28 protein-coding genes are annotated in these 26,570 nt (G+C 64.4%); 21 read left to right on the top strand and 7 right to left on the bottom strand.

Going from position 1 to position 26,570, the window contains the following annotated elements; genetic code table 11:
- Window positions 1-13 precede the first annotated feature (13 nt).
- On the top strand, window positions 14-466 hold the full coding sequence (locus ACUJB0_RS28990; RefSeq protein ID WP_161091210.1) for an RrF2 family transcriptional regulator: 453 nt from the start codon (window positions 14-16) through the stop codon (window positions 464-466).
- A 2-nt stretch (window positions 467-468) separates the two neighbouring features.
- Here the strand turns inward: ACUJB0_RS28990 and ACUJB0_RS28985 are convergent, their stop codons facing one another.
- Window positions 469-1,131 (bottom strand): GntR family transcriptional regulator, encoded by a 663-nt coding sequence (locus tag ACUJB0_RS28985; RefSeq protein ID WP_161083220.1) that lies wholly within the window; start codon window positions 1,129-1,131, stop codon window positions 469-471.
- A 130-nt stretch (window positions 1,132-1,261) separates the two neighbouring features.
- On the opposite strand from ACUJB0_RS28985, the gene ACUJB0_RS28980 reads away from it, so the two are divergent.
- Genes ACUJB0_RS28980 through ACUJB0_RS28935 form a run of 10 tightly spaced genes read left to right on the top strand, consistent with a single transcriptional unit; the run spans window position 1,262 to window position 10,310 of the window.
- Entirely contained in the window at window positions 1,262-2,278 is a 1,017-nt protein-coding gene (locus tag ACUJB0_RS28980) for a TRAP transporter substrate-binding protein (RefSeq protein ID WP_444848278.1), read from the top strand.
- Window positions 2,275-2,838, top strand: a complete 564-nt coding sequence (locus tag ACUJB0_RS28975; RefSeq protein WP_444848277.1) for a TRAP transporter small permease — start codon at window positions 2,275-2,277, stop codon at window positions 2,836-2,838. The genes ACUJB0_RS28980 and ACUJB0_RS28975 overlap by 4 nt, the downstream gene beginning before the upstream one ends.
- Window positions 2,835-4,184: a TRAP transporter large permease gene (locus ACUJB0_RS28970; protein WP_444848276.1), complete on the top strand. Its 1,350-nt coding sequence runs from the start codon at window positions 2,835-2,837 to the stop codon at window positions 4,182-4,184. Before ACUJB0_RS28975 ends, ACUJB0_RS28970 begins: the two co-directional genes overlap by 4 nt.
- Window positions 4,185-5,837, top strand: coding sequence for a malonate decarboxylase subunit alpha (gene mdcA / locus ACUJB0_RS28965; RefSeq protein ID WP_444848275.1), 1,653 nt, complete (start codon window positions 4,185-4,187; stop codon window positions 5,835-5,837).
- Window positions 5,838-5,847: 10 nt separating this feature from the next.
- Window positions 5,848-6,159, top strand: a complete 312-nt coding sequence (mdcC, locus tag ACUJB0_RS28960) for a malonate decarboxylase acyl carrier protein (protein WP_444848274.1) — start codon at window positions 5,848-5,850, stop codon at window positions 6,157-6,159.
- Window positions 6,159-7,052, top strand: coding sequence for a biotin-independent malonate decarboxylase subunit beta (locus ACUJB0_RS28955; RefSeq protein ID WP_444848273.1), 894 nt, complete (start codon window positions 6,159-6,161; stop codon window positions 7,050-7,052). Before mdcC ends, ACUJB0_RS28955 begins: the two co-directional genes overlap by 1 nt.
- Before the next feature lies 1 nt (window position 7,053).
- Entirely contained in the window at window positions 7,054-7,770 is a 717-nt protein-coding gene (gene mdcE / locus ACUJB0_RS28950) for a biotin-independent malonate decarboxylase subunit gamma (RefSeq protein ID WP_444848272.1), read from the top strand.
- The gene (gene mdcG, locus ACUJB0_RS28945) at window positions 7,754-8,455 is read left to right on the top strand and encodes a malonate decarboxylase holo-[acyl-carrier-protein] synthase (protein WP_444848271.1); all 702 of its coding nucleotides are present in this window, start codon (window positions 7,754-7,756) and stop codon (window positions 8,453-8,455) included. The genes mdcE and mdcG overlap by 17 nt, the downstream gene beginning before the upstream one ends.
- Window positions 8,455-9,387 (top strand): triphosphoribosyl-dephospho-CoA synthase MdcB, encoded by a 933-nt coding sequence (mdcB, locus tag ACUJB0_RS28940; protein ID WP_444848312.1) that lies wholly within the window; start codon window positions 8,455-8,457, stop codon window positions 9,385-9,387. The genes mdcG and mdcB overlap by 1 nt, the downstream gene beginning before the upstream one ends.
- Window positions 9,384-10,310 (top strand): ACP S-malonyltransferase, encoded by a 927-nt coding sequence (locus ACUJB0_RS28935; RefSeq protein ID WP_444848270.1) that lies wholly within the window; start codon window positions 9,384-9,386, stop codon window positions 10,308-10,310. The genes mdcB and ACUJB0_RS28935 overlap by 4 nt, the downstream gene beginning before the upstream one ends.
- A gap of 16 nt (window positions 10,311-10,326) precedes the next feature.
- On the opposite strand, the gene trxC is transcribed toward ACUJB0_RS28935, so the two are convergent.
- From trxC to ACUJB0_RS28910, 5 genes are all read right to left on the bottom strand, one after another.
- Window positions 10,327-10,788, bottom strand: coding sequence for a thioredoxin TrxC (gene trxC, locus ACUJB0_RS28930; protein ID WP_161083229.1), 462 nt, complete (start codon window positions 10,786-10,788; stop codon window positions 10,327-10,329).
- Between the two features lie 122 nt (window positions 10,789-10,910).
- On the bottom strand, window positions 10,911-11,510 hold the full coding sequence (locus ACUJB0_RS28925; protein ID WP_444848269.1) for a phasin family protein: 600 nt from the start codon (window positions 11,508-11,510) through the stop codon (window positions 10,911-10,913).
- 234 nt (window positions 11,511-11,744) lie between these two features.
- Window positions 11,745-13,319 carry an ABC transporter permease gene (locus tag ACUJB0_RS28920; protein WP_444848268.1) on the bottom strand — a complete coding sequence of 525 codons (1,575 nt, stop codon included), beginning with the start codon at window positions 13,317-13,319 and terminating at the stop codon, window positions 11,745-11,747.
- Window positions 13,316-14,185, bottom strand: coding sequence for an ABC transporter ATP-binding protein (locus ACUJB0_RS28915; RefSeq protein ID WP_444848267.1), 870 nt, complete (start codon window positions 14,183-14,185; stop codon window positions 13,316-13,318). The genes ACUJB0_RS28920 and ACUJB0_RS28915 overlap by 4 nt, the downstream gene beginning before the upstream one ends.
- Window positions 14,186-14,271: 86 nt before the next feature.
- Complete coding sequence (locus ACUJB0_RS28910; RefSeq protein WP_444848266.1) at window positions 14,272-15,906, bottom strand: OFA family MFS transporter; 1,635 nt, start codon at window positions 15,904-15,906, stop codon at window positions 14,272-14,274.
- A gap of 165 nt (window positions 15,907-16,071) precedes the next feature.
- Between ACUJB0_RS28910 and ACUJB0_RS28905 the strand changes: the two genes are divergently transcribed.
- The 10 genes from ACUJB0_RS28905 to ACUJB0_RS28860 all read left to right on the top strand — a co-directional run bounded on the left by ACUJB0_RS28905 (window position 16,072) and on the right by ACUJB0_RS28860 (window position 25,508).
- Window positions 16,072-16,398: a flagellar basal body rod C-terminal domain-containing protein gene (locus ACUJB0_RS28905; protein WP_444848265.1), complete on the top strand. Its 327-nt coding sequence runs from the start codon at window positions 16,072-16,074 to the stop codon at window positions 16,396-16,398.
- A 49-nt stretch (window positions 16,399-16,447) separates the two neighbouring features.
- Entirely contained in the window at window positions 16,448-17,602 is a 1,155-nt protein-coding gene (locus ACUJB0_RS28900) for an acyl-CoA dehydrogenase family protein (RefSeq protein WP_444848264.1), read from the top strand.
- A complete protein-coding gene (locus ACUJB0_RS28895; RefSeq protein WP_444848263.1) occupies window positions 17,602-19,170 on the top strand; it encodes a class I adenylate-forming enzyme family protein in 1,569 nt (522 codons plus the stop codon). The genes ACUJB0_RS28900 and ACUJB0_RS28895 overlap by 1 nt, the downstream gene beginning before the upstream one ends.
- Before the next feature lie 17 nt (window positions 19,171-19,187).
- The gene (locus ACUJB0_RS28890) at window positions 19,188-20,342 is read left to right on the top strand and encodes an ABC transporter substrate-binding protein (RefSeq protein WP_444848262.1); all 1,155 of its coding nucleotides are present in this window, start codon (window positions 19,188-19,190) and stop codon (window positions 20,340-20,342) included.
- 6 nt (window positions 20,343-20,348) lie between these two features.
- Window positions 20,349-21,221 (top strand): branched-chain amino acid ABC transporter permease, encoded by an 873-nt coding sequence (locus tag ACUJB0_RS28885; RefSeq protein ID WP_444848261.1) that lies wholly within the window; start codon window positions 20,349-20,351, stop codon window positions 21,219-21,221.
- A complete protein-coding gene (locus ACUJB0_RS28880; protein WP_444848260.1) occupies window positions 21,218-22,186 on the top strand; it encodes a branched-chain amino acid ABC transporter permease in 969 nt (322 codons plus the stop codon). Before ACUJB0_RS28885 ends, ACUJB0_RS28880 begins: the two co-directional genes overlap by 4 nt.
- On the top strand, window positions 22,179-22,892 hold the full coding sequence (locus ACUJB0_RS28875; RefSeq protein ID WP_444848259.1) for an ABC transporter ATP-binding protein: 714 nt from the start codon (window positions 22,179-22,181) through the stop codon (window positions 22,890-22,892). Before ACUJB0_RS28880 ends, ACUJB0_RS28875 begins: the two co-directional genes overlap by 8 nt.
- Window positions 22,885-23,586 (top strand): ABC transporter ATP-binding protein, encoded by a 702-nt coding sequence (locus ACUJB0_RS28870; RefSeq protein ID WP_444848258.1) that lies wholly within the window; start codon window positions 22,885-22,887, stop codon window positions 23,584-23,586. Before ACUJB0_RS28875 ends, ACUJB0_RS28870 begins: the two co-directional genes overlap by 8 nt.
- Before the next feature lie 535 nt (window positions 23,587-24,121).
- The gene (locus ACUJB0_RS28865) at window positions 24,122-24,997 is read left to right on the top strand and encodes a histidine kinase (protein ID WP_444848257.1); all 876 of its coding nucleotides are present in this window, start codon (window positions 24,122-24,124) and stop codon (window positions 24,995-24,997) included.
- A 1-nt stretch (window position 24,998) separates the two neighbouring features.
- A complete protein-coding gene (locus ACUJB0_RS28860) occupies window positions 24,999-25,508 on the top strand; it encodes a PleD family two-component system response regulator (RefSeq protein ID WP_444848256.1) in 510 nt (169 codons plus the stop codon).
- A 23-nt stretch (window positions 25,509-25,531) separates the two neighbouring features.
- Here ACUJB0_RS28860 and ACUJB0_RS28855 read toward each other — a convergent pair whose 3' ends face one another.
- Entirely contained in the window at window positions 25,532-26,500 is a 969-nt protein-coding gene (locus ACUJB0_RS28855) for an Lnb N-terminal periplasmic domain-containing protein (protein ID WP_444848255.1), read from the bottom strand.
- Window positions 26,501-26,570: the final 70 nt, after the last annotated feature.

The raw sequence follows: 26,570 nt of genomic DNA, 5'->3' as shown, positions 1-26,570 counted from the left end.
GACACTCCGAGCCATGCGCCTGACATCCTTCACCGACTACTCCCTGCGTACCTTGCTGTACCTGAGCGCGCACCGGGACCGGCTGGTCACGATCCAGGACATCGCCGACATGCACGCGATCTCGAAGAATCATCTGATGAAGGTGGTGTACCAGCTGGGTCAATCCGGCCTGGTGGAGACGGTGCGGGGCCGCAATGGCGGCCTGCGGCTGGCGAAGGAGCCAAAGGACATCAACATCGGCGCGCTGGTGCGGGCGACCGAGACCGACTTTTTCATGGCCGAATGCTTCGACCGCGAAACCGACACCTGCCCGCTCACGCCCAACTGCGCGCTCAAGCACACGCTGAACGACGCCACCAAAGCCTTCCTGGCCGTACTGGATAAACAAACGCTGCAAGACATGCTGCCGCAGGCCCCGTCCAACGCGGCCAAGCCGGTGCGGATGGTGCGCGGCGCGGCTGGCTGAATCTAGGCCGCGTCCCGCTGCAGCTGCGGCAGGGACGCCATCAGATCCGAGAAGCGCTGCCCCTGTATCATCACATGCTCGCGCAGCAGGCGCGCCGCCAGTTCGCCATCGCCACCGACAATCGCCTGCACCACGCCATCATGCTCGTGATAGGACGTGGCCAGCCGGTCGCGCACCCGCAGCTGCAAACGGCGGTAGGGGCGCAGCCGCCGGTACAGGTTGCGCGTCTGCTCGATCAGGAACTGATTATGGCTGCCGGCGTAGATCGCCTCGTGGAACAACTCGTTCTTGTAGTAGTAGACGTCCGGCTCCTGCGCATCGCGTGCCTCCTGGCAGGCCTGATGGGCCGCCAATAAAGCCTGCTGCTCCGCAGGCGTCATGCGGCGCGCGGCCAGGCGGCCGCAGGTCGCCTCCAGTTCCGACATCACCTCGAACATCTCCACCAGCTGCTGCGGCCCCAGCTCCGCGACGATGGCGCCGCGCCGCGGACGTATCACCACCAATCCCATGGAAGCCAGCTGGATCAGCGTTTCGCGCACCGGCGTGCGGGAGACGCCGAAGCGCGCGGCCAGCTCGGTCTCGTCGAGGTGCTGGCCCGGTTTGAGCTCGCCGATGGCGATCATCTCTTCAATCTCTTCGCGCAGCGTGGCGGAATGGGTGGTCATGGTCTTCGCAGCCTTGTGTATATCAAGCTTCATTATAAGTCGCTTATTTAGCTTGACAATGTATTCGAACAAGATATTCTTGTATACACAAAACAAAGCATTGCATATTTGACTTACCCTTGGAGACAACATGAGCGTAATCACCCGCAGGTCCGTACTGGCCGCCCTGGCCGCCAGCCCGCTGTTGCTGCAACCGGCATGGGCGCAGAGCACCACCCTCAAGATCTCGCACCAGTTCCCCGGCGGGACCGTCACCGACGGCGATTTCCGCGACCGCCTGACCCGCATGTTCGCGGCCGAGGTGGAAAAGCGCAGCAAGGGCAGCCTCAAATTCGAGATCTATCCCGGCTCCTCGCTGATGAAGACCAACGCCCAGTTCTCGGCCATGCGCAAGGGCGCGCTGGACATGTCGCTGGTGCCGCTGTCGTACGCTGGCGGCGAAGTCCCGGAAGTGAACATCGGCCTGATGCCCGGCCTGGTGACGTCCTACGAACAGGCCTACGGCTGGAAGAACGCCGAAGTGGGCAAGGAGTTGAGCCGCATCCTGAACGAGAAAGGCATCGTGCTGGTGAGCTGGATCTGGCAGGCCGGCGGCGTGGCCTCGCGCACCAAACCGGTGATCGATCCGGACGACGCCAAGGGCATGAAGATACGCGGCGGCTCGCGCGAGATGGACCTGATCCTCAAGGCCGCCGGCGCCGCCGTGGTGTCGCTGCCGTCCAATGAGATCTACGCCGCCATGCAGACCGGCGCGATGGAGGCGGCGCTGACCTCCTCCACCTCGCTGATCTCGTTCCGCCTGGAGGAAGTGTCGAAGGCGCTGACCACCGGCCGCGCGGGCGCGTACTGGTTCATGTTCGAACCGCTGATGATGTCCAAGGCCGTCTTCGACCGCCTGACCAAGGAACAGCAAGCCACCATCATGGCGGTCGGCGCCGAGATGGAAGCCTTCGCGCTGACCTCCGCCAAGGCCGACGACACGGCCGTGGCCAATGTCTACGCCAAGGCCAAGGCAAAGGTGGTGGACCTGAATCCCACCGCGCTGAAAAAATGGCAGGCCATCGCCCGCACCACCGCCTGGAAGGACTACAGCGAACGCAATGAAAGCTGCGCCAAGCTGCTCAAGCTGGCGGAGAAGACGCTGTGAGCCACGGCATAGAGCTGGAGCCGCCGCGCGCGGCCGCTCCGCCGGACAACGCGGCCGTGGCGCTGGCCACCGCGCTGCTGAACAAGCTCAATCACGGGCTGATGCTGGTGTCGATGGTGGCGCTGGTGCTGACGGCCCTCGTGCTGACCTACTCGGTGGTGTCGCGCTACTTCTTCCAGGCGCCCACCGACTGGCAGGACGAGGCTTCCGTGTTCATGCTGGTCGGCGTGACCTTCTTCTGCACCGCCTACGTGCAGTCGCACCGCGGCCATATCGGCATCGAGGCGCTGGCCTCGCTGCTGCCGGCGCGCGTGAACGCGGCGCGGCTGTTCATGGTGGACGTGGTGTCGGCGCTGTTCTGCGCCTTCTTCTCGTGGAAATCGTGGACGCTGTTCCATGAGGCCTGGGTGGACGGCCAGACCACCTCGTCAACCTTCGCCCCGCCGCTGTGGATCCCCTACGCCATGATGGCCGCCGGGATGAGCATCCTCACGCTGCAGATCGTGCTGCAAACGCTGGCACGGATGACCAACAAACCTTCATCGGAGCGCGCGGCATGAGCGACCTGACCCTCGGCGCCCTGTACGGCGCCGTCACCCTGGTGGTGATGTTCTCCGGGATGCCGATCGCCTTCGCACTGGGCGTGGTGGCCACCGGCTTCATGTACTTCTGCATGCCGCCCTCCTCGCTCGACACGATCACCCAGAACGTGTACGAGGAAATGGCGTCGATCACGCTGCTGTCCATCCCCCTGTTCATCCTGAAGGGCGCGGCCATCGGCAAGTCCCCGGCCGGCAAGGACCTGTACTCCGCCATCCACACATGGATGCACAAAATACCGGGCGGCCTGGGTATCGCCAACGTGTTCGCATGCGCGCTGTTCGCGGCGATGGCCGGCTCGTCGCCCGCCACCTGCTCGGCCATCGGCTCGGCCGGCATCCCCGAGATGCGCCGCCGTGGCTACTCGCCCGGTTTCGCAGCAGGCATCATCGCCGCCGGCGGCACGCTGGGCATCCTGCTGCCGCCGTCGATCACCATGATCCTGTACGCGGTGGCCGCCGAGCAGTCGCTGGGCCGCCTGTTCCTGGCCGGGATAGGCCCCGGCGTGCTGCTGGTGCTGCTCTTCGCCGGCTATGCCGTCTACCGCGCGCACAAGGAATACAAGGCCGCGCTGGTCATCTACGAACAGGGCGGCGCCAAGTCGGCCTACCTGGAGGACGAACACTACACGCTGGCGCAGAAGGTGGAAATGCTGCCGCGCGTGCTGCCCTTCATCATCCTGCTGATCGGCGTGATGGTCGCGCTGTACGGCGGCTTCGCCACGCCATCCGAGACGGCCGGCTTGGGCGCCTTGCTGGCACTGGTGCTGCTGGCCGCGATCTACGGCGTGTGGCGGCCGAAGGACCTGTCGCCCATCCTCAGCTCCTCGATCAAGGAATCGACGATGCTGTTGCTGATCATCGGCATGTCGCTGTTCTACTCGTACGTGATGAGCTACCTGCATATCAGCCAGTCCGCCGCCGCGTGGGTGGTCAGCCTGCACCTGTCGAAATGGCTGCTGCTGGCGGTGATCCTGCTGATGGTGATCGTGTTCGGCTTCTTCCTGCCGCCGGTATCGATCATCCTGATGACGGCGCCCATCATCCTGCCGCCGCTGAAGGCCGCCGGCTTTGACCTGATCTGGTTCGGCATCGTGATGACGGTGGTGATGGAAATGGGCCTGATCCACCCGCCGGTGGGCCTGAACATTTTCGTCATCAAGAACATCGCGCCCGACATCCCGCTCAAGGATGTGGTGTGGGGCGTGTTCCCGTTCCTGGTTTTGATGTTCTTGGCGGTGCTGCTACTATGCCTGTTCCCGTCCATTTCCACCGGCCTGCCGGACATGATCATGGGAGCAAAATAAATGAGCTGGAATACCCTGCAGCAGAACCGCGCCGCGCGCTTGCAGCGGGCGCGCGCAGCCTTGGGCAATGACCTCGACGGCAAAAGCCTGCCGGCCGCGCGCGTCGCCGACCTGCTGCACGCGGCGCTGGAGTGCGGCGACCGCGTTTGCCTGGAAGGGAACAACCAGAAGCAGGCCGACTTCCTCGGCCATGCACTGGCCAACCTGGACCCGGCGCGCATCAACAACCTGCACATGCTGCAGTCGGTGCTGGCGCTGCCGGAGCACCTGGACGTGTTCGAGCGCGGCGTCGCCTCGCGGCTGGACTTCTCGTTCTCCGGCCCGCAGGCGGTGCGCGTGGCGCGGCTGGCTTCCGCCGGCAAGCTCAATATCGGCGCCATCCACACCTACCTGGAGCTGTTCAGCCGCTACTTCATCGACTTGCCGCCGCGCGTCTGCCTGATCGCGGCGGAGGCGGCGGACCGCCACGGCAACCTGTACACCGGCCCGAACACCGAGGACACGCCGGCCATCGTCGAAGCCACCGCTTTCAAGCAGGGCATCGTCATCGTGCAGGTCAACCGCATCGCGGACACCCTGCCGCGGGTGGACGTGCCGGGCGACTGGGTCGATTTCGTCGTGCAGTCGCCGCGCCCCTACTACATCGAGCCGCTGTTCACGCGCGATCCGGCGCAGATCTCCGAGATCCAGGTGCTGATGGCGATGATGGCGATCAAGGGCATCTACGCCGAGTATGGCGTGCAACGCCTGAACCACGGCATCGGCTTCGACACCGCCGCCATCGAGCTGCTGCTGCCGACCTACGCCGAGTCGCTGGGCCTGCGCGGCAAGATCGGCAAGCACTGGGCGCTCAATCCGCATCCGGCGCTGATCCCGGCGATCGAGGCGGGCTTTGTGCAGTCGGTGCATTCCTTCGGTTCGGAACTGGGCATGGAGGATTACATCCATGCGCGGCCAGACGTCTTCGCCATCGGCCCGGACGGCACCATGCGCAGCAACCGCGCCATGTGCCAGGCCGCCGGCCACTACGCCTGCGACATGTTCATCGGCTCGACGCTGCAGATCGACTTGCAGGGTAATTCGTCGACCGCCACCGCCGGCCGCATCTCCGGCTTCGGCGGCGCCTCCAACATGGGCGCGGACGCGCGCGGACGGCGCCATGCCAGCCCCGCGTGGCTGAAGGCCGGCGAGCAGGCGCGCGCGGGCCGCAACACCATCCCGCGCGGCCAGAAGCTGGTGGTGCAGATGGTGGAGACCTTCCGCGAGCATATGCAGCCTGCCTTCGTGGAGAAGCTCGACGCGTGGGAGCTGATGGAACAGGCCAAGATGGCGATACCGCCGGTGATGATCTACGGCGACGATGTGAGCCACATCCTGACCGAGGAAGGCATCGCCAATCTGCTGATGTGCCGCACCGACGAGGAACGCGAGCAGGCGATACGCGGCGTGGCGGGCTACACGCCGGTCGGCCTGGCGCGCGACAAGCGGATGGTGGAGAACCTGCGTGACCGCGGCATCATCCAGCGCGCGGAGGACCTGGGCATCGACAAACGCATGGCCACGCGCGACCTGCTGGCCGCCCGCAATATGAAAGACCTGGTGCGCGCATCGGGCGGTTTGTACCAGCCGCCCAAGCGTTTCCGCAACTGGTAAGGAGCTGACTATGGAAACACTGAACTACCGATTCGAACAAGGCACGCAGCGGCTGAAGGCAGCGCCGCATGTGGTGGGCGTGGTCGGTTCCGGCAACCTGGAAGTGCTGATCGAACCGGCCGACCTGGCCGACGCCTGCACCATCGAGATCACCACCGCCGCCGTCGGCTTCGGGCCGATCTGGGAGGCGGTGATGCGCGACTTCCACCAGCGCTGGCTGCTGGCGGACACCCGCATCTCCATCAACGACATGGGTGCCACACCGGCCGTCGTCAGCCTGCGCATGGACCAGGCGGTGCAGACCATGCTGGGAGGGGCGTAATGGGCAGTTATCAGGAAGCGAATGCGCGCGAACGCTTGCAGCAGCTGTTCGATCCAAACAGCTTTGAAGAATTCCTGCCGCCGTCAGAGCGCGTGGTCAGCCCCCACCTGGGACAGCTGAACGCACCGGTGGCGTTTGACGACGGCGTCGCGGTCGGCCGCGCGGAGCTGGGCGGCGTGACCGTCTACACGGCGGCGCAGGAAGGTGGATTCATGGGCGGCGCGGTCGGCGAGGTGCATGGCGCCAAGCTGGTTGGCCTGCTGCGGCGCGCGGTGCGTGACCGCGTGGCGGCGGTGGTGCTGCTGGTGGAATCGGGCGGCGTGCGCCTGCACGAAGCCAACGCCGGCCTGATCGCGGTGTCGGAGGTGATGCGCGCATTGCTGGACGTGCGCGCCGCCGGCATCCCGGTGGTCGTGCTGGTGGGCGGCTCGAACGGCGCCTTTGGCGGCATGGGCATCGTCTCGCGCTGCGCCAATGTGGTGGTGATGTCGGAGGAAGGCCGGCTGGCGATGTCCGGCCCGGAGGTGATCGAGACCGCCAGCGGCGTCGAGGAATTCGATTCCCGCGACCGCGCGCTGGTGTGGCGCACCAGCGGCGGCAAGCACCGCTACCTGATGGGCGATTGCCAGCGCATCGTGGCCGACGATATCGCCGCCTTCCGCGAGGCCGCCCGCGAGGCGCTGGCCGCACTGGCAGGCCATCAGGCGGAGCTGACACTGGAGACGCTGGAGGCCGAGCAGCAAATGCTGGACGAGCGCATCACCCGCTTCGGCGCCCTGCCCGATCCGGTCGATATCTGGAGCGCGATGCACATCGCCGACGCGGCCAACATTCCGATGCTGGACGTGGACAGTTTTATCGCGGCCGCCGGCCAGCACCGTTTGGGAGTCTGAGATGGATTGGAAAAAACTGGCGGACACGCTGTTCCCGCAAGGGCATGCCATCGTCAAGCAGGACGATTTCCTGTGCGGCAGCGCGCAGGTGGATGGACAGGCGGCGGCGGTGATCGGCACCACGGCCCATACGCCGATCGGCGTGGAGATCGCGCTGGCGCAGGCCAAGGCGATCCTGCGCACGGTGCGCGAGTATCCCGGCATGCCGATACTGATGCTGGTCGATACGCAGGGCCAGCGCCTACGCCACCGCGATGAGATGTTGGGCATTAACAGCTATATGGCGCACCTGGGCAAATGCGTGGACCTGGCGCGGCGCAAGGGTCACAAGATCGTCGGCCTGGTGTACGACCAGGCGCTGTCCGGAGGCTTCATCACCAGCGGCCTGCTGGCCGATGCCTGCTACGCCCTGCCCGATGCCACCATCCGCGTCATGGGCTTGCCGGCGATGGCGCGTATCACCAAGGTACCGGAAGAGCGTTTGACGGAACTGGCTCAAAGTAATCCGGTGTTCGCGCCGGGGCCGGAGAACTATCTGCGCATGGGCGGGCTGGAAGCGATCTGGGAAGGCGACCTGGCGGCGCACTTGCGCGCGGCGCTGGCCGCGCCGGCCAATGGCGACCAGCGCAGCGCCCTTGGCCTGCAGCGAGGCGGCCGGCGCTGGGCGCAGCCGGTGATCGACGCCGTGATGAATGACGGTCATGTCCGCGTTGCCTGAACCGGCGCGGACGATGCAGGCCGCAGGTCGCGGTCTGGAACGGCATATGCTGGTGTGGCTGTCCGAGGCGGGCTGGCAGGCGGTGATGCGCGCGGCCCAGCCGCAGCACAGGGCCGCGCTGACGCTGTGGCAGGGACAGGATTGGCCGGCCGTGGTACGTCGCGTCGACATCGATGCGCTGCCGGACGAGATCTGTCTCGGCCTGCCGCTTCCGCCGGACGAGGAAACCGGCGAGAAGGTGCGCATATCGCTGCGCGCGCAGGTGGCGGAAGTCAGCAGGACGTCGCCGGCGGTGGAGCTGCGCTCTGCGCTGCGCAGCGCCGGCCCGTGGCGCGAGGCGCTGACGACGCTGGAGCGCGAGACAGCACACCTGCACCTGCGCATCTACGGCTCGATGGCGATGCAGGCGCTGACTGGGCTGCTTTACCTGACGCCTACGTCGGACATCGACATCCTGTTCCATCCGCGCAGCCAGGAAGAGCTGCATGACGGCGTGGCGCTGCTCTCGCGGCACGCGACGCATGTGCCGCTCGACGGCGAGATAGTCTTCCTCGGCGGGCAGGCGGTGTCATGGAAGGAGTGGCGCATGGCGATGGATAATCCGGCCAGGGTGATCGTCAAGGAGCTGCATGCGGTGCGGCTGGTGGATACGGCCTCGCTGCTGGCGACGCTGGAGGAACGATGATGCGCGCCATCCGCACAAACATGCGCCAGCGCTTGCCGGTGCCGGCGAAGGTGGCGATGCCGATGCCACGGTTGGGCGGCCGCGCGGCGCGGCGCGAGTTCGCAGGCCAGGTGGCGAAGTTGGCGGTCGGCAGCCTGCACGCGGAGCTGTGCCTGTATCCCAAGCCTGGATTGGTATCGCCAGTGGACACCGGCAGCCATGACGACATGGACGCGCAGACCTTCATGCGCAGCCTGTTCTCGCTGCGTCACTACTTCAAGAAAATCTGCCTTGCGGGATGGGACGATGCCCCGTTCGCGCGGCTCAAGCAGTTGGGCATCGAAGCCGAGGCGGCGATGCTGAAGGCGACCAACGGCATCAACACGCATCGCGGCGCGATCTTCAGCCTTGGCCTGCTGTGCGCCACCGCCGGACGCGCCCGCGCCCAAGGCACGCCGATGACGCCAGCCGCGCTGCGCGCCGCCATGCTGATACGCTGGGGCGGCGAACTGGCCATGCACGCGGCACCGTCGCAGGAAAACAGCAACGGCCTGCGCGTGGCCGCACGCTACGCGGTCAGCGGCGCGCGGGAGGAAGGCGCGCTCGGGCTACCGTCGGTGTTCGAGATCGGCGTGCCGGCGCTACAGGCCTCGCGCGCGCGCGGCGCCGGCATGACACATGCGCGTATCGACACCCTGTTCACGCTAATGGCCACCATCAACGACAGCAACGTCTATCACCGCGCGGGCCCGCAAGGCGCGCAGACCGTGCGTGCGCATGCTCAACGCTTCATCGATCTTGGCGGCACGGCCAACACGAGCTGGCGCGAGGAAGCGCTGTCCAGCCATCAGGCGTTCGTGCGGCAGCGCCTGTCGCCGGGCGGCGCGGCGGATCTGCTGGCGGCCAGCTGCCTGGTACACGCCATCGCCGCGCTGGATCACGGGACGCCATGACGATGTCCTACGGCGCGCATTCCCGCCTGCTGCTGCTCTGCCCCGGCCAGGGCGGACAGCACGCCGCGATGTTCGACCTGGCCCGCAGCAGCCCCGCCGGCGACGCCACCGCCAGCGCGCTGCTGGCCGGCCTGGCGCTGGCCGGCGATGCGGACATCTACGCCAACCGCAACGCCCAACCGCTGATCGTCGCCGCCACGCTGGCGATGTGGGAGGCGATTCGCGCGTTCGCGCCGCAGCCGGCGCTGGTGGCCGGCTACAGCATCGGCGAGCTGGCCGCATACGGCGTCGCGGGCGCCTGCCCGCCGGAGACCGCGGTACGGCTGGCCGTCGAACGCGCGCGGCTGATGGACAGTTGTGCCCTCGCCCTGCCCGGCCAGACGCTGACGGCCATCTCCGGCCTGGCGCTGCCGCGCGTGACGGCCCTGCTGGCCGAACACGATTTTTGCATGGGCATAGAAAACGGCGACGACGCCTGCATCGCCGGCGGCCCGGCCGCGAACGTCGAAGCGCTGGAGCGCGCGGTGCACGCGGCCGGTGGACGCAGCACGCGCCTGCCGGTGGAAGTGGCCTCGCACACGCCCTACATGCGAGCGGCCGTGGCTCCGTTCGCGGCGGCCTTGCAGCAAACGGAATTCAAACCGATGAACGTGCCGGTATTGTCCGGCATCGGCGCGACGGCCGTCACCACCAAGACGCAGGCGGTGGACCAGCTCTCGCGCCAATTGGCGGAGACCATCCACTGGGCCGCCTGCATGGATGCCGCCGCCGAAGCCGGCATCACCTACGCGCTGGAGCTGGGTCCCGGCGCCGCGCTATCGCGCATGCTGCAGAGCCGCCACCCGCACATCAACACACGCTCCGTGGCCGATTTCCGCACGTTGGACGGCATCCACAAATGGCTGGAGCGCGCCGCCGAATAAGCGGCGGCGGAAAACCTCACCCGCGATTGTTCTGCGTCGCCCACGCGACGATATTGGCAGCATCCATCGCGCCCGGCTGGCGCGCCACCTCGCGCCCGCCCTTGAACAGCGCCAGCGTGGGTATGCTGCGGATCGCATAGCGTGCCGCCAGCTCCTGGGCTTCCTCGGTGTTGAGCTTGACCACGCGGAACTGCGGCTCCAGCCGCTGCGTGGCCTGCGTGTAGAACGGCGCCATGGTCCGGCACGGGCCGCACCACGGCGCCCAAAAATCCACCAGCACGGGAATGTCGCTGCGCTCGATATGCTTGAGGAAGCGCGCGGCGGACAAGTCCACCGGCTGGCCGGTGAACAGCGCCTTCTGGCACTTGCCGCATACGGGCTGCTGCGCCAGTTTGGCGGCGGGAACGCGGTTGACGGCGTCGCAATGCGGGCAAACGATGTGCAGCGATTCAGGCTGCGCGGCGGCGGTATTGGTCATCTTTATCTCCAGACAGCGTCAAGCCGCCCATGATAAAGCATGGACAAAAAAAATGCCGCGCTACGCGACGGGGGATCGCGCGGCGCGGCGGGAATCAGGGCTTATCGGCCCCGTCGCCCGTCTCAGGTTTCCTTGCGGGCGCCAGTCTGTTTGCTGGCTTGAGCAGCTTGAGCGGCAGTTTGGGCTTGCGAGGCTTGCCCACCTTGCATGCTGCCTTCGCGGCCTTCACGGCTTTCGGTGCCGTTATGGCCGGCGCTTTGCATGGTCGAGGTGCCGCGCATTTCATTGCCGCGCGATTGACGCATGCCGTCGGTGTGGACGAAAGGATCGGAGAAGCGCTCCACCGCGTCCTGATGGCTGCGCAGCGTTTTTTCCGTTTCTTCCGACGTCACGCGTGCCACTTCGTCCGCCAGCGCCTTGGCCGTGCGGCTGGTTTCCTGCACATGTTCTTCCGCCACTTTGGACAGGTCGACCTGGGTGTCGGCGGCGATGCGCGACAGGTGTTGCTGGTAGGCGCGCAGCTTTTCCGCGGTGGGCTGGGCGTGGGCGGCGGCGGCGGCGATCGCCTCCGTCGGACGGTGCGCGGTGATGACTTGCTGGCCCGTCATCGTGCTTTCTTCCAGCAGGGTTTGAGCCAATTGAATGTTCAGGTCGCTGTACTGCTGGATAGTGCGGAACAGGGACTTCGACATGTCGTTGAAGAACGACAGCTGAGCTTCCATGTGGGTTTTGGCTGCTGGGGTGACAGATTGAGAAAATGGATACATAGATTTGCCTCGAAAAGAAAGTAAAAGGATGGCCTGGGGAGTGTCGAACCGGTTTCGACGCCGCGTTGGCAGCGCGAATGCCAAGGCTACGTTAGACAGTCCCGCGACATCTGATCTAGATCAAACGTGCGGTATGCGCGTCGCCGGATCCCCGCAATCTGGATTGCTCCCAGGCCATACCTTCTTCATTCAATTTCGGGCGGCGCGCCACCTTTCATGCCAGAGGCCACTTGCAAGCAGCGCCAGGCCCAGCAGCAGCTGCCCGCCCACCGTCTGCTGCGTGGCGACGCCGTTGAAACCGACCACGTCCAGCACAGGCACCTTGATCGCCTGCGTCGCGACATACATGCCAAACAGAAACAGCGCGAGGAAGACGCGTCCGCTGCGGCTGATGCCTCCGAGCATGCTGGCGGCGCCGGCCAGCGCCAGCACGCCGGTCAGCAGCGCGGCCGCGCGCAGGGGCGCCGCCATCGTCCAGCGCAGCAACACCGGCGCGGTGAACAGCAGCGCCAACATGCAGGACGCCAGCAACTGCGCGCCATAACGCCGCGCGCCGCCGCCCGGCACCGTGCCGCTCATCGCGTCCACGTCGTGCTGATGGTCGCGCACGCTGACCTCGCTCACCAGCACGCCCCAGATGGCGATGGCCGCGATGATGACGCCGCCCAGCGCGGCCGCCGGCAGCACGCAGCCTGCGATCCACAGCACCAGTGCCGCAGCCACCGCCACCGGATTGGACACCAGCGTCAGCGCCAGCACCGCCAGCGCCTGGCCGGCCACGCCGGGCACGCGCGCTGCCACGGCGAACAGCGGCCGCACCAGCCGTATCAACGGCCGCAGCACGCGGTTGGCCAACACCAGCGGCGACCAGCGGCCACCGCCCGATGCGCGCACCTTGACGCGGTCCGGCGCGAACCGATGGAACAGCCACAGGGCCGGCAACAGCGGCAACAAGGCGACCAACGCGCAACCGAAGCGCGTGGCCATCAGTTGCGCGCTCCACAGCCAGGCGGGCAGCACCAACGGCGCCAGCGCCGGATTGAAATCGCCGCCACCGATGGTGAAATTGGACGTGTGCAGCATCGCCTTCACGGTCAGCACCGACGCGCCGATGCCGGAAAAATCGACCAGCAGCATTGGCGACCACTGGTCCTTGCTCTCCGCGGTCAGCACAATCGGCGTCGCCAGCTGCGCCAGATAAAGGATGAAGTACAACACGTCGCCACGCTTGCCCATCAGCGGCGCCCACGCGTCGCACAGCAGCGCCATCGCGGCGGTGAAGAACACCAGCGGCAGCAACAGCACCGCGAAGGTCTGCACATACACCAGCGGCTGGATCGGCCCCTCGCCGCGCAGCACATGCAGCACCAGCATGGTCAACATGAAAATGAACAGCAGCCCGCACAGGTAGGCCACGCTGCCCAGCCAGCGGCCGAACAGGAACACGGCGTTGCTGACCGGCGTGGCCGCCAGCACCGCTCCGGCGCCGCTGCGCACATCCTCGCTCATGCGCCCGCGCACCAGGTAGAAACCAGCCAGCCCGAAAAACAGGCCGCCCAGTGCCGCACTGCCGAAGGCCAGGCAGCTGCTGGTGTAGGCCACGCGCGTGTCGTCGGCGGTGACCATCGCCACGCCCTTGGCCGGATCCCCCACCATCAGCCAGGTCAACGCGATCAGCGCCAGCACGGCCACCAGGGTGCCGGTGCGGCGCATGCGCAACCGCACCTCGGTCAGCAGCAACAGCTTCAATGCCAGCGCGTTCATGCCACCGCTTCCTGCACGGCGTAGCGCCGCGTCATCAGTGCTTCCTCCAGCGTCGGCTCGGCCGGCACCGCGCCGGCGCACGGCGAGGACGCGTGGGCGATGCGCAGGCTGATGCCGTGCTCATTGCGCTGCGCCTGCAGCACCTGCACTTCGGCGCGCAGGGTCTCGTAGTGCTGCGCCTCCACCGTGACCGACCACACCTTGCTGCGCGCGTCGCGCACAAAGCTGTCCGGCGTATCGTAGGCCATCAGCCTTCCCTTGTTCATGATGGCCAGGTGGCTCGCCATGTTCTCGATGTCGGACACGATGTGGGTCGACACGATCACCAGCTTGCGGAAGCCGATCTCCGACAGCAGGTGCCGAAAGCGCAGCCGCTCCTCGGGATCGAGGCCGGCGGTCGGCTCGTCGACGATCAGCACATCGGGATCGTTGAGCAGCGCCTGCGCGATGCCGAGCCGGCGCCGCATGCCACCCGAGAAGCCGGCCGCCTGCCGGTTCGCATGCTCGTGCAGGTTGACCATCTCCAGCAGCAGCCGCAAACGGGCCGGATCGCGCACGCCCTTCAACGCCGCGAAGTACTGCAGGAACTCCAGCGCCGTCAGGTTCGGATACACGCCGAAGTCCTGCGGCAGGAAGCCCAATCGCCCGCGTATGGCGTCGGGGCGCTGGACGATGTCGGCGCCGTCGAACAGGATCTGGCCACTGGTCGGCCGGGTCAGCGTGGCGATCATCTGCATCAGCGAGGTCTTGCCCGCGCCGTTATGACCGATCAGGCCCACCACGCCGGCCGGCAGGTTCAGACTGACGTCGTCGACGGCCCGAACGTTCTTCGCATAAGTTTTAACGACGTTGCGTAATTCAAGCATGTAGCAAGGGCTCCCAAAAATGAAAGCGGGGCTGGTCCGGCACAATGCCGGACCAGCCCCGCGAACTGGCGCCCTATTCTACTGTGTTATTTAAATAACACGGCAGCTTTTTGCACCGTCAGCCACACGCCGATCGCCAGCGGAATGCCGACCGCCAGCCAGCCGAAGGCCACGGCCGCAGGACTGGTCACGCCGTTCGACGCGACCGCGGTGCCGCTCGATGCGGCGGCGTCGCGCTCGTGCGCCAGCTTCTTCTCGGCGGCCAGTTCGGCCTCCGACATGAAGTGTTTGTCCGCCACCGGGCGCACCATCAGGTTGCACAGCAAGCCAAGCACCAGCAGGCCCGCCAGCACGTACATGGTGATGTCGTAGGCCTGCGCCTTCGGCACGCCGTGCGCGATCTGGTACTCGCGGATGTAGGTCACCAGCAGAGGACCGAACACGCCCGCCACCGACCACGCGGTCAGCAGGCGGCCGTGGATCGCGCCCACCATCTGGGTGCCGAACAAGTCGGCCAGGTAGGCCGGCACGGTGGCGAAGCCGCCGCCGTACATCGACAGGACGATGCAGAAGAAGCCGACGAACAGCGCCAGCTGCCCAGCGTGCGCCATCGACGGCACCAGGCCATACAGCACAATGCCCAACACCAGGAAGATGCCGTAGGTGGCCTTGCGGCCCAGGTAGTCCGAGCACGAGGCCCAGACGAAGCGGCCACCGATATTAAACAGCGACAGCAGGCCGGTGAAGCCGGCGGCGATGGCGGCGATCTGGCCTTTCTGCGCCAGCGTCAAATCGTTGAACGCCACGTTCACGCCCAGCAGCTGGCCGGCGAAGATCTCCTGCAGCAGCGGCGAGGCCATGCCCAGGATGCCGATACCGGCCGTCACGTTCAGGCACAGCACCAGCCACACCAGCCAGAATTGCGGGATGCCCCACACCTTGCTGGCGTGGACGTGGCGGCTGGTGATCATGGTGTTGGCGCTGGCCTTGGCCGGCGGCGTCCAACCGGCCGGTTTCCAGCCTGCGGGCGGCACGCGGTACGACAGCGCGCCCGCCAGCATGAAGACGAAGTAGATCGCCGCCATCACCAGGAAGGTCTGCCACACGCCGACCGAATCGGCCGTCGCGAAGAACTTCATCAGCTTGTCGGCCAGGGGTGCGCCGATCATCGCGCCGCCGCCGAAGCCCATGATGGCCATACCGGTCGCCATGCCGCGGCGGTCCGGGAACCATTTGATCAGCGTCGACACGGGCGAGATGTAGCCCAGTCCCAGGCCGATGCCGCCGATCACGCCGGAGCCCAGCCACATCAGCCAGATCTGGTGCTGGTACACGCCCAGCGCCGAGATCACCAAACCGCCGCACCAGCACAGCGCCGACACCACGCCGGCCTTGCGCGGGCCGGCGTGTTCCAGCCAGCCGCCGAACAGCCAGGCGGACAGGCCGAGGAAGACGAAGAACATCGTGTACATCCAGCCCAGCATGGAGATCTGCCAGTCGCAGGTGGACGACAGTATCCGGGCCATCAAGTCCATGTCGGCCGGACAGGCCAGCGACTCCTTGATGCCCAGCGCGCGCGACAGCGGCAGCCAGAACACCGAGAAGCCGTACGCCATGCCGATGCACAGGTGGATCGCCAGCGCCGCGGGCGGCACCAGCCAACGATTGAAACCGGACCCCGCCACCGTCCGTTCCTTTTCCAGAAAATCAAAAATTGCCATCTAAAGCCCCTTATATTTTCATGTAACTAAAGTACATGTTTCGCCAACGCAACTAAGGGCGGGAGGGTAGCATAAAGCAAGAAAGTTCTGAAGAGGCGCACGCACAACGCGTGCAATCGGCCGCGCATCGGTGTACACTTGAATTAATTGCCGAAGGGAAACGCCATGGCCATCGCCGCACTCAGCTCAGGAATCACCGGACTCAACGCCGCCGAACGCGCCTTGGGCAACAGCGCGCACGCGATCGCCAACCTCAACACCCAGGGCTTCCAGCCGGCGCAGGCCGTATTCAAGGAAAGCGCCCCGGCCGGCAGCGGCGTGTCGATCTCGTTCCAGGCGCAGCAACTGCAGGCGGCGGACGCGCCCAGCGCCACCGACCTCGCCACCGAAACCACCAACTCGCTGGTCTACAAGGCGCAATTCGACCTGTCGGCCAAGGTGATAAAGGCCGCCGACCAGAATATCGGGACGCTAATCAACACCAAAGCTTGACAGGGTCTGGCCGAATCGGCACATTGAAGTCTGCCGAAAAGGGAGACCCATGATAAGAGACCAGGAAACGCTCAACATCCTGTTGGACAGCATCCGCCGCTTCGTGCGCGAACAGCTGGTGCCGCACGAGCAGCAAGTGGCCGAGACCGACGAGATTCCCCCGGCGCTGGTGGCGCAGATGCGCGAACTGGGGCTGTTCGGCCTCTCCATCCCCGAACAATACGGTGGCCTGGGTCTGACGATGGAGGAGGAAGTGCTGGCGGCGTTTGAAATCGCCCGCACCTCGCCCGCCTTCCGCTCGCTGTTCGGCACCAACAACGGCATCGGTTCGCAGGGCATCCTGATCGACGGCACCGAGGAGCAGAAGAACACCTGGCTGCCGCGCATGGCGTCCGGCGAAATCGTCGGCTCCTTCGCGCTGACCGAACCGGGATACGGCTCCGACGCCGGCTCGCTCACCACCTCCGCCGTGCGCGACGGCGACCACTACATCATCAACGGCACCAAGCGATACATCACCAATGCACCGGAGGCCGGCGTGTTCACCGTGATGGCGCGCACCGACGCCACGCGCAAGGGACCGGGCGGCGTGTCGGCCTTCATCGTCGAACGCGGCACGCCCGGCATCTCGCTCGGCAAAAAGGACAGGAAGATGGGCCAGCAAGGCGCCCACACCTGCGACGTGATCTTCGAGAACTGCCGGGTGCCGGCCAGCTGCATCATCGGCGGCAAGGAGGGCCAGGGTTTCAAGACCGCGATGAAGGTGCTGGACAAGGGGCGCCTGCACATCTCCGCCATCTGCGTGGGCGTGGCCGAACGCATGCTGGAGGACGCGCTGCGCTACGCGATGGAACGCCAGCAGTTCGGCCAGCCCATCGCCGAGTTCCAGCTGATCCAGGCCATGCTGGCCGACAGCAAGGCCGAGATCTACGCCGCCCGCAGCATGGTGCTGGACGCCGCCCGCCGCCGCGACAACGGCGAGGACATCCCGACCGAAGCATCGTGCTGCAAGCTGTTCGCCTCCGAGATGTGCGGCCGCGTGGCCGACCGCTCGGTGCAGATCCACGGCGGCGCAGGCTACGTGTCGGACTACGCGGCCGAACGCTTCTACCGCGACGTGCGCCTGTTCCGCATCTACGAAGGCACCTCGCAGATCCAGCAGATCGTCATCGCCCGCAACATGATCAAGGCGGCCGGGGCCTGATGGAGTCGCTCGACACCGGCCGCCTGCTAGCCACTCTGCCCGCGCGCCTGGGCGGCATCCCGCGCCGCTGGGCAGAACGCGCGCCGCAAGCGCCGGCGCTGCACGACGGCGCGCGCCATTGGTCCTACGCCAAGCTGACGGCAGCCATCGACGAAACCGCGGCCCTGCTGCGCGCGCTGGAGGTGCGGCCCGGCGACCGCCTGATGGTGGTCGGCGAGAACTGCGCCGCGCAGGTGGCGCTGATCTTCGCCGCAGCCGATATCGACGCGTGGATCGTCAACGTCAATGGCCGCCTGTCGGCGCGCGAGGTGGACCAGATCATGGACCACAGCGGCGCGCGGCGCGTGATCTACCTGGCTGCGCCGGACGATGGCTCGGCGCCGCCCACCGCATCGCCGGAATCCGCCGCGCACGGCCAGCGCCATGGGGCCGTGCCCGCGCCCTCGCCCTTCGGCACGTGGATGGTCGGCGCGCTCAACGCGGACTGCGCGCCGGAACCAGTGCATGCCGACCCGGCGCAGCAAGTGGCGGCGCTGATCTACACCACCGGCACCACCGGCCAGCCCAAGGGCGTGATGCTCACGCACCGCAACCTGCTGTTCATCGCCGCCGTCTCCAGCACCCTGCGAGGCCTCACGCCCACCGACCGCGCGTATGGCGTGCTGCCCATCACCCACGTCTACGGCCTGGCCTCGGTCATGCTGGGTACCCTGTACGCGGGCGCCTGCCTGTACCTGTGTCCGCGCTTCGCGCCGGACGCTGTGCTGAAGGCGATCCGCGACGACGGCCTGACCATCCTGCAAGGTGTGCCCGCCATGTACGCGCGCCTGCTGGAGCAGCTGGGCGGCGCTAACGAACCGCTGGCATCGCGGCTGCGCTTCATCTACGCCGGCGGCTCGCCGCTGGCGCCCAGCCTGAAGGCGCAGGTGCAGCAGCTGTTTGGCCTGCCGCTGCACAACGGCTACGGCATGACCGAGACCTCGCCCACCATCAGCCAGACCCGCCTCGATCAACCGCGCGACGACGCCTCGGTGGGCCAGGTCATCCCCGGCGTCGAAGTGCGTCTGGTGGACGCCGGCGGCGATGACGTGGCGCCCGGCGAAGACGGCGAACTGTGGGTGCGCGGCCCGAACATCATGGCCGGCTACTACCGCGAGCCCGAACTGACGGCGGCGGCGATGCGCGACGGCGGCTGGCTCAATACCGGCGACGTCGCGCGGCAGGACGCGGACGGCGCGCTGTTCATCGTCGGCCGCACCAAGGAGCTGATCATCCGTTCCGGCTTCAACGTCTATCCGCTCGAAGTGGAGACGGTGCTCAACGCCCACCCGGCGGTGACGCAATCGGCGGTGGTCGGCCGCAACGCCGGCGACGGCAACGAGGAAGTGGTGGCCTTCGTCGAGATCGACCCGCGCCACCGCGTCACGCCCGAGGAATTGCAGCAGTACCTGGCGGGCCTGCTGTCGCCGTATAAATGCCCGTCCGAGATCATCGAAATGCAAGCCCTGCCCGCAGCGGCAACCGGAAAAATATTGAAAGGACAGCTGCGGCAACTGGCACAAAAATAACCACAAGGGAGACTGGAATGAAAAACATCACAATCGCGGCACTGACCGCGATGGCACTGGCTGGCGGAGCGCAAGCAGAGGAATTCACGGTCGGCGCGGAGCTGCCGCTCACCGGCACGCTGGCCCGCGTAGGCTCCGGCATGCAGGAGGGCGTGCTGGTGGCCGCCGAGGTATTCAACAAGACCAACGGCAAGCACAAGATCAAGATCGTCACCATCGACGACGAATCGGCGCCGGCCAAGGCGGTGGCCGCGATGGAGAAGCTGGCCAGCCAGGGCGCGGTGGCGATCACCGGCGGCTACGGCTCCAACAACATCTCGCCCGCATCGGACGCGGCCAACAAACTGGGGCTGGTCTACATGACCTCCGGCGGCGTGGACGATAGCCTGGTCAACAGCGGCCGCAAGAACTTCTTCCGCATTAATAACACCGCAGGCTACGAAAAGGCCGTACTGGGACTGCTGGCCGACATGGGCACGAAGTCCGTGTCCATCGTGTTCTCGACCAAGGAGGCCACGTCCGACCTGGCCGCCTCGGTGCAGAAGGCGCTGACCGCCAAAGGCGTCAAGGCCACCACGCATTCCTTCGATCCGGCCATCACCGACTTCAAGCCAATCATCAACAAGATCAAGCTGCAGGACAAATCGGAAGCGATACTGATGGTCGGCTACGAGAACGACTACGTCGGCATCCTGCGCGCCGCGCGGGTGCTCAAGCCGCCCGTCAAGGCCATGATCGGCGTGTGGTCGCTGGCCACGCCCAAGATGGCCGCCGAGTTCCCGGACCTGATGCCCAACGTGTACGGCACCGCGCTGCTACCCTTCCCCGCCGTCTTCGACACCGCCGACGGCAAGGTCTTCGCCGACACCTACAAGGCGCTGTACAAGAAGGAGCCGGACTACCTCGGCCAGTTCGGCTATGTGCAGTCGATGCTGCTGTTCGAAGCCATCGCCCGCGCCGCCGACAAAGGCACGGTGAAGAAAGGCGGCGTGGCCGAAGAGCTGCGCAAGACCGACCGCGAAACGCTGATCGGCCGCGTGCAGTTCGGCGCCAACGGCGACAATCCCAACTTCGTGCACCGCATGGGTCAGCACCAGGGCAAGAACATCGTCATCGTCTGGCCGCGCGAGACGGCGACCGGCAAGATGGTGTATCCGGGCCTGCCCTGGTAAGCCGCCGTGACGGAACTGATACTCCAGGCGCTGTATTCAGGCCTGCTGCAGGGCGGCTCCTACGCGCTGATCGCGCTGGGTCTGGCCCTGGTGTTCGGCACCATGCGGGTGATTAACCTGGCCCATGGCGAGCTGGTACTGCTGGCGGCCTACATCGCCTACTCGGTCGAATCGGGCCTGGGCCTCAACCCAGCGTGGGCGATACCGATCGCGCTGGTCCTGGTCAGCGCGACGTCGGCCGGCGTGTACTGGATCGTCAGCCGCATCAAAAAGGATCGCGAGATCAACTCGCTGATACTCACCTTCGGCATCGGCGTGATCCTGACCAACCTGATACTGCTGATCTGGAAGGCCGACGTGCGCTCGACCAGTTCCAGCTGGCTGCAGGAGGCCTTCGTGGTCGGGCCGTTGTACAGCATGCGCAGCGAGTTGATCTTCTTCGTCGTCAGCCTGCTGCTGATGGGTGGCTTGTGGTGGTGGCTGTCGCGCAGCTGGTATGGGCGCGCGCTGCGGGCCGTCTCCAGCAACCGCGATGCCGCCAAGTTGATGGGCATCTCGCCCGGACGCACGGAGCTGGTGTCGTTCATCGTGGCCGGCATGCTGGCCGGATTCGCGGGCGTGGCGCTGTACAGCTACGGCGTGATCCAGCCCGCGTATGGCGGCGCGCTGACGGTCAAGGCCTTCATCATCACCGTGCTGGCGGGCATAGGCTCGATCCCCGGCGTGCTGCTGGGCGCCGTGCTGCTCGGCGTGGCCGAGGCGCTCACCGTCACGCTGGCCAGTTCGGCCCTGCAGGAACTGGCCGGCATGACCTTGTTCCTGCTGGTGCTGTTCGTGATGCCCAATGGCCTGATGGGCGCGGCCCGGAGGCGCGGATGAGCCGCCCGGCCGCAAACACTGGCGCGGGCATGGTCCGCCTCGGGTGGATCGCCGCCCTGGCCGCGGCTTACATCGCAGTGCCTATGTTGCTCGGCGCCGACAACTACGTCATGAGCCTTATCGTCGCGGCCATGGTGATCGGCTGCGTCGCGCTGTCCTGGGCGCTGCTGGGGAACATGGGCGGCATGGTCAGCTTCGGCCACAGCGCCTTCTTCGGCGTGGGCGCGTATGTATCGGCCATCGTCACCGCAAAACTCGGCGTGCCTGTTTTGGCGGGCATCGCCCTGGGCGGCGCCGGAGCGCTGCTGGCATCCGTCGTCATGCTGCCGGTGCTGCGGCTGCGCGGCCCCTACTTCGCGCTGGCCATCCTGGCGTACGCCCACATCTTCCGCATCCTCGCCACCGAATGGAGCTCGGTCACCGGCGGCTCCGGCGGTATCGCCAACATCCCCGGCCTGCCGACGATCCTGGGCTACGACATGAGCGGCAAGACCGGCGCCTACCTCACGATACTGACCATCGTGCTGCTGTTCGCGCTGGCCTACCGCGCCATCCGCGCCAGCCACTACGGCATCGCCCTGCGCGCCATGCACGACAGCGAGGACGCCACCCGCGTGGTGGGCGTCAACAGCACGCTGCTCAAGGGCCTGATGCTGATGGTGTCCGCTTTCATGGCCGGCGTGGCTGGCGCGTTCAACGCCCACTACATCAACTTCCTCGAACCGGATTACGCCTTCAACAGCGTGTGGGTGACGGTGCCCATCGTCGCCGCCATCTTCGGCGGCTACCGCACCATCGCCGGGCCGGTGGTCGGCGCGCTGGTGGTGTACCTGCTGGACCAACTCGTGTTCAAAACGCTGATCCCCACCGGGCATCAGCTGGTGCTGGGCGGGCTGCTGGTGGCGATGATCATCTTCAGCCCCACCGGCCTGCTTGCTCTGCTGCGGAGGAAAGACCATGCTTGAGCTGAACAATCTCTCGGTACGCTTCGGCGGCCTGACAGCGGTCAACGCCGTTACACTGACGGTCGGCACGCACGACGTGGTCGGCCTGGTCGGCCCCAATGGCGCCGGCAAGACCACGCTGTTCAACGCCATCTCCGGCCTGGTGCGGCCGACCGGCGGCACCATACGCTTCGATCGCCACGACGTGCTGCGTACGCCCATCTACCGGCGCGCGCGGCTGGGCATAGGCCGCACCTTCCAGATACCGCAGCCCATGCACGAACTGACGGTGCGCGAAAACCTGGTCGTCGCCCAGCGCTTTGGCGCAGGCCACGTCGACGAAGACAAGATCGACGAGATCCTGGACTTCACCAGCCTGGCCGACAAGGCAAACCGCAACGCCGCCACCGAACTGGCGCTGACCGAACTCAAAGCGCTGGAGGTGGCGAAGGCGCTGGCCACCACGCCCAAGCTGCTGCTGCTGGACGAAGTGCTGGCCGGGCTGGAAACCAACGGCAAGCGGCGCTTCATGGGCATGCTGAAGGAGATGCATGAGCGCTTCGGCGTTGGCATCATCATCATCGAGCACGATATCGAAACCATCCACGCACTGTGCCAGCGGGTGGTGGTGCTCAACTTCGGCCAGCTGATCGCGGACGGCACGCCGGAAGCGGTGTTCAACGATCCCGAGGTAATCCGCAGCTACACAGGAGCGGCGCATGCTTGAACTGGACCAGGTGCGCGCGGGCTATGGCGCTATCAACGTGTTGTGGGATGTATCGATGCGGGTGGCGGCCGGCAAGCTCACCACCATCATCGGCCCCAATGGCGCCGGCAAGACCACGCTGCTGCGGGCGATCATGGGGTTGGTGCCGGTGGGCGGCGGCGAGATTCGGCTGGACGGCGTGCGCCTGAACGGCACGCCCACGTGGAATATGGCCGACCGCAGCGTGGCCATGATCCCCGAGGGCCGCATGGTCTTCCGCGACATGAGCGTGGAGGAGAACCTGATCATGGGCGCCTTCCACAAATCGCACCGCGCGCATGTGAAACAAAGGCTGGAGGAAGCCTACGAGATGTTCCCGCGCCTGCGCGAACGGCGTACGCAGATGGCCGGTTCACTGTCCGGTGGCGAGGCACAGATGCTGGCGATGGCGCGCGGCTTGATGTCCGATCCCAAGCTGCTGCTGATCGACGAACCCTCACTGGGCCTGGCGCCGCTGGTCGTCAATGAACTGTTCGAGATACTTGGTCGGCTCAAGGCCGGCGGCCGCACCATCATACTGGTCGAGCAGAACACCGAACGCGCGGTGGGCGTGGCGGACCACGTCTACCTGATGCAAAGCGGGCGCGTGGCCCTGTCCCAGCCAGCATCCGAAGTCCAGCTCCAGCACCTCCACGACCTCTACTTCGCGCGTTGAACGATCCACTTTGTTCCTTGAGGCAGATTGTCGGAATTGGCTCCATCCCGCTGCCTCCATCCCAACCTTGGCCTCGAGTGGCAGCAACCCAAATGTTGAATGCGGCCCAAAGTTCCTCGGTCATATTGACCGTTAGCGCCTTGGCGACGATATTGGTCTATTGACACAGCGAATCGAAACTACCCTGCGCCGCCAGAGCTCCGATGTCGAAGGAGTACTACCCGGACAGCCGAACACCAGCAGGCGTCTAGCATAGCCGCTGCCTGCGATTGATGCCACGCGCCGTTCACCAAGAGACGCCTCTGCAACAGCCGCGTGCTCCACTTCGATTCACGGCCAAGTGACTTCCTGCAAACCTTCATAAATCGCAACAAATTTTCACCGGTAGGCCCTTGAGCTACTAGAATATTACCCACGCTCCAAAAATATTGCTAAAATAAAAAATTCAAGAAAAATAGACGCGTCGCAATCTAAAAAAGTTCCAAGTATTCTCCTCGCGCCCCTGTCAGAATGCAATGAGAAATTTCAGTCTACAATGTCAAATAATTTAATCGAAAATCTATCTGAGTGCTTAAACTGCCTACATAGAAGATGTGAAAATAGCACCCCTAATACTTTAGACATTTGCGATTATGGAATTGCCTATTTCAACAATGGCGAACACATCCAAAAAAAGCGCGAAGGTGTGACCTTACGCCATGTCGCCCAGAATCTCCGCCACGAACTACACAAGGTATTGCAGCTAATAATTTCAGAAGCATGCGATATTGATGATCAGGTATCCGTCAGAACCGTAGATTTAGATAGACCAGCAAGCCGAATAGTAGGTGCGACCGTTATTCTTGATAACTTTATTGAAATGATCGCAGGGGTTTATAATTTTGATCCATACGATGAAAAAACTCCATTGGCAAGTAGCGCAATTTGTCTTTATGATGTTTTAACACGATACAAAGATACATATTCGTTGATTAGAAACACCAGAAGAACCACCGCTTTGCGTTTCAGGATTGATGAAGACTTGAAAACCGTTTTCATATCAAACCAAAAGCACGTAATAGAATATATATTTGCAATTCTAATTGACAACGTTTGGAAATATTCACTAAACAATACTCCCGTAGTCATATCTGCGACAAAGTCCAATGCAAACCTTATTGATATATCAGTAAGCAACTTTTCCGAGTTCATATCACAAGACGAAAAACTGTTTGACCGCGGATACCAAGTGAACACAGCTTCTGAAGGTTTCGGTTTTGGTTTGTACTGGGCCACGTTACTTGTTGACCATTACAATCGAGCGTTAAAAAGATCTGAAAACCTCTTAATTCTTGAACACACGCAGAAAAAGACATTTAATGACCTTCGGCAAATGCAAGTATTTTCAATAAAAAATATATCTATAAATTAATATGCATAAAAAATATATCGTGGCGCTTGGAAAATGGATGATGCATCGCAATGCGCTAAGTATCGGCATAGTTGATGATGAGGATGCATATTTCAATGAAAAAATGATTGCCGCTGCCGGCATGGCTGGCTTTTCAGGAATTGAGCGTCATAAAATAGTTGATCAGCAATTTTACAATCGACTGCTATCAGTGCCCTATGACATAATTATTCTTGATGTTAAAGGAAGCGTCTCCCCTGAAGTCGCCGTTGACGGCTTGGCCTTGGCAAAGAATTTAAAAGAAAACACACACACTTATATCGTTATAACCTCAGCACATCAATTTCATCTTTCAAATCAGAATGCGTGCGCTGACTACGTTATTGAACAACGTACATTGACAACCGTGGACTTCGTTAACGAAATAAAGATGATTATCGAAAACTACCTGAATGAAAATCTAAGATTTTATAAGAAGATAGCCTTTAAAACCGGATATTTTCTTGCCAAATCCAGCTTGGGCCACGTTTAAAATTGAAGGCTAACGTTATAACCTCAATCCCTGATTAGTTCGGAAAAATTTAGGTTCTTTTCTGCGGCCCGCGCCTTGGCGGTGATGTGGGCTTGCTGCCGCAGCGAGTCGAAGTCGCCCTGCCCGGCCAGCGCGCCAATATCGTACAGGTAGCGGTCCAGATAGCCAGAGGCCAGCAGCCGCCAGTCCAGCGGCAGCCCAGGATCGATACGGCGCGCCATTTCGAAGATGATGGTGGTGCAGTTGGCGGTCAGCGTGTTGTAGAAGCGCGGCTCGCGCTTGAGCAAGGCCCCCTCATCCAGATAGGACAGGAACAGCGAGCGCATAACTTCCGGCGGCATCTTCAGCCGGTACAGGTACATGTCCTCGTCGCGCACGTTGGTGCGCACGCGCAGGATGTCGCGCTCGCCGGCGGCGATCAGCACCGTCTCGAAGCGTTTGAAGAAGCCGGCGATGGCGTCGAAGCTCTCGCCCCGCTCCTTGCGGATCTCGATGGAGAACGTCAGGTAGCGGCCGTCCGAAAAGCCGAACGACACCAGCGTATGCGCGATGGCAGGCCCCATCCAGTACGACAGCGCCACATCGACCGACCGCAACTGGTTCAGGTCATACTGCCGCTGTTCCCAGCGCTGCGTGTAATCGGCATCGCTGCGCCACTCGAAGTTGCGCACCTGATCCAGCGTGACCACGCTGCCCTGCACGCGGCCGGTGACCATGCGCGCCACGTCATCGGCCCACACGCGGTCGTGGCTGGGTTTGATGGTGCTCCACCAACCCATCATCAGCGCCACCGCGATCAGCCATGGCAGCAGCACGCGCGCACTGCCGCGCCGCCACCACCACACCAGCGACGCCACGCTGACCACGCCCCAGGCCACCGCCAGGAAAGGCGCGGCCTGGAACCACAGCGCACCGCCGCCACACAGCGACAAGCACAACATCAACAAGGAAGCGAGCAGCTTGGCGGCGAGGAGCAGGTATTTTCTTATCATGCCCGATTATAGGGGCATTAATCCTCTTTATCGTCGACGCTGCTCGCGCAGCCGATCTGGACGCATATTA

The sequence above is a fragment of the Duganella caerulea genome (genome assembly GCF_040362985.1).
GTDB lineage: Bacteria > Pseudomonadota > Gammaproteobacteria > Burkholderiales > Burkholderiaceae_D > Rugamonas > Rugamonas vulcania.
Note: the sequence above shows the minus strand (reverse complement) of the source record. Positions and strands in the feature narration are given on the sequence as shown.

What these genes read in the sequence shown, in the direction of transcription:
- ACUJB0_RS28915 (WP_444848267.1), bottom strand. Translation starts at nt 14,185, where the DNA reads ATGCTTGAATTACGCAACGTCGTTAAAACTTATGCGAAGAACGTTCGG.
- ACUJB0_RS28865 (WP_444848257.1), top strand. Translation starts at nt 24,122, where the DNA reads ATGTCAAATAATTTAATCGAAAATCTATCTGAGTGCTTAAACTGCCTA.
- ACUJB0_RS28870 (WP_444848258.1), top strand. Translation starts at nt 22,885, where the DNA reads ATGCTTGAACTGGACCAGGTGCGCGCGGGCTATGGCGCTATCAACGTG.
- mdcB (WP_444848312.1), top strand. Translation starts at nt 8,455, where the DNA reads ATGCGCGCCATCCGCACAAACATGCGCCAGCGCTTGCCGGTGCCGGCG.
- ACUJB0_RS28880 (WP_444848260.1), top strand. Translation starts at nt 21,218, where the DNA reads ATGAGCCGCCCGGCCGCAAACACTGGCGCGGGCATGGTCCGCCTCGGG.
- ACUJB0_RS28990 (WP_161091210.1), top strand. Translation starts at nt 14, where the DNA reads ATGCGCCTGACATCCTTCACCGACTACTCCCTGCGTACCTTGCTGTAC.
- ACUJB0_RS28925 (WP_444848269.1), bottom strand. Translation starts at nt 11,510, where the DNA reads ATGGAAGCTCAGCTGTCGTTCTTCAACGACATGTCGAAGTCCCTGTTC.
- trxC (WP_161083229.1), bottom strand. Translation starts at nt 10,788, where the DNA reads ATGACCAATACCGCCGCCGCGCAGCCTGAATCGCTGCACATCGTTTGC.
- ACUJB0_RS28900 (WP_444848264.1), top strand. Translation starts at nt 16,448, where the DNA reads ATGATAAGAGACCAGGAAACGCTCAACATCCTGTTGGACAGCATCCGC.
- ACUJB0_RS28935 (WP_444848270.1), top strand. Translation starts at nt 9,384, where the DNA reads ATGACGATGTCCTACGGCGCGCATTCCCGCCTGCTGCTGCTCTGCCCC.
- mdcE (WP_444848272.1), top strand. Translation starts at nt 7,054, where the DNA reads ATGGATTGGAAAAAACTGGCGGACACGCTGTTCCCGCAAGGGCATGCC.
- mdcA (WP_444848275.1), top strand. Translation starts at nt 4,185, where the DNA reads ATGAGCTGGAATACCCTGCAGCAGAACCGCGCCGCGCGCTTGCAGCGG.
- ACUJB0_RS28980 (WP_444848278.1), top strand. Translation starts at nt 1,262, where the DNA reads ATGAGCGTAATCACCCGCAGGTCCGTACTGGCCGCCCTGGCCGCCAGC.
- ACUJB0_RS28895 (WP_444848263.1), top strand. Translation starts at nt 17,602, where the DNA reads ATGGAGTCGCTCGACACCGGCCGCCTGCTAGCCACTCTGCCCGCGCGC.
- ACUJB0_RS28875 (WP_444848259.1), top strand. Translation starts at nt 22,179, where the DNA reads ATGCTTGAGCTGAACAATCTCTCGGTACGCTTCGGCGGCCTGACAGCG.
- ACUJB0_RS28855 (WP_444848255.1), bottom strand. Translation starts at nt 26,500, where the DNA reads ATGATAAGAAAATACCTGCTCCTCGCCGCCAAGCTGCTCGCTTCCTTG.
- ACUJB0_RS28920 (WP_444848268.1), bottom strand. Translation starts at nt 13,319, where the DNA reads ATGAACGCGCTGGCATTGAAGCTGTTGCTGCTGACCGAGGTGCGGTTG.
- ACUJB0_RS28955 (WP_444848273.1), top strand. Translation starts at nt 6,159, where the DNA reads ATGGGCAGTTATCAGGAAGCGAATGCGCGCGAACGCTTGCAGCAGCTG.
- mdcG (WP_444848271.1), top strand. Translation starts at nt 7,754, where the DNA reads ATGTCCGCGTTGCCTGAACCGGCGCGGACGATGCAGGCCGCAGGTCGC.
- ACUJB0_RS28910 (WP_444848266.1), bottom strand. Translation starts at nt 15,906, where the DNA reads ATGGCAATTTTTGATTTTCTGGAAAAGGAACGGACGGTGGCGGGGTCC.
- ACUJB0_RS28890 (WP_444848262.1), top strand. Translation starts at nt 19,188, where the DNA reads ATGAAAAACATCACAATCGCGGCACTGACCGCGATGGCACTGGCTGGC.
- ACUJB0_RS28905 (WP_444848265.1), top strand. Translation starts at nt 16,072, where the DNA reads ATGGCCATCGCCGCACTCAGCTCAGGAATCACCGGACTCAACGCCGCC.
- ACUJB0_RS28985 (WP_161083220.1), bottom strand. Translation starts at nt 1,131, where the DNA reads ATGACCACCCATTCCGCCACGCTGCGCGAAGAGATTGAAGAGATGATC.
- ACUJB0_RS28970 (WP_444848276.1), top strand. Translation starts at nt 2,835, where the DNA reads ATGAGCGACCTGACCCTCGGCGCCCTGTACGGCGCCGTCACCCTGGTG.
- mdcC (WP_444848274.1), top strand. Translation starts at nt 5,848, where the DNA reads ATGGAAACACTGAACTACCGATTCGAACAAGGCACGCAGCGGCTGAAG.
- ACUJB0_RS28860 (WP_444848256.1), top strand. Translation starts at nt 24,999, where the DNA reads ATGCATAAAAAATATATCGTGGCGCTTGGAAAATGGATGATGCATCGC.